Annotated in this window: 1 protein-coding gene; it reads left to right on the top strand. The window is 70.0% G+C overall.

Annotated features, from left to right (window positions below; translation table 11 throughout):
- A partial coding sequence (locus E5W87_RS34430; protein ID WP_292408107.1) for an HAD-IC family P-type ATPase occupies positions 1–223 on the top strand: 223 nt, incomplete at both ends.

Below are 223 nucleotides of genomic sequence, written 5' to 3'. Positions count from 1 at the left end.
CATCAGAGGCGATCAAGGCGCTGCACGAGCGCGGGCTGAAGATCATCATGGCGACCGGCGACAACGAACGCACGGCGAAAGCCATCGCCAGCAAACTCGGCATCGACGAGGTGCGTGCCGGCCTGCTGCCGGAACAGAAGAGCGCGCTGGTCGAGGAGCTGCGCGCCAAGGGCGCCGGCGTCGCCATGGCCGGCGACGGCGTCAACGACGCGCCGGCGCTGGC

Origin of the sequence: Mesorhizobium sp., assembly GCF_004962925.1 — a bacterium.
GTDB lineage: Bacteria > Pseudomonadota > Alphaproteobacteria > Rhizobiales > Rhizobiaceae > Mesorhizobium.
Note: the sequence above shows the minus strand (reverse complement) of the source record. Positions and strands in the feature narration are given on the sequence as shown.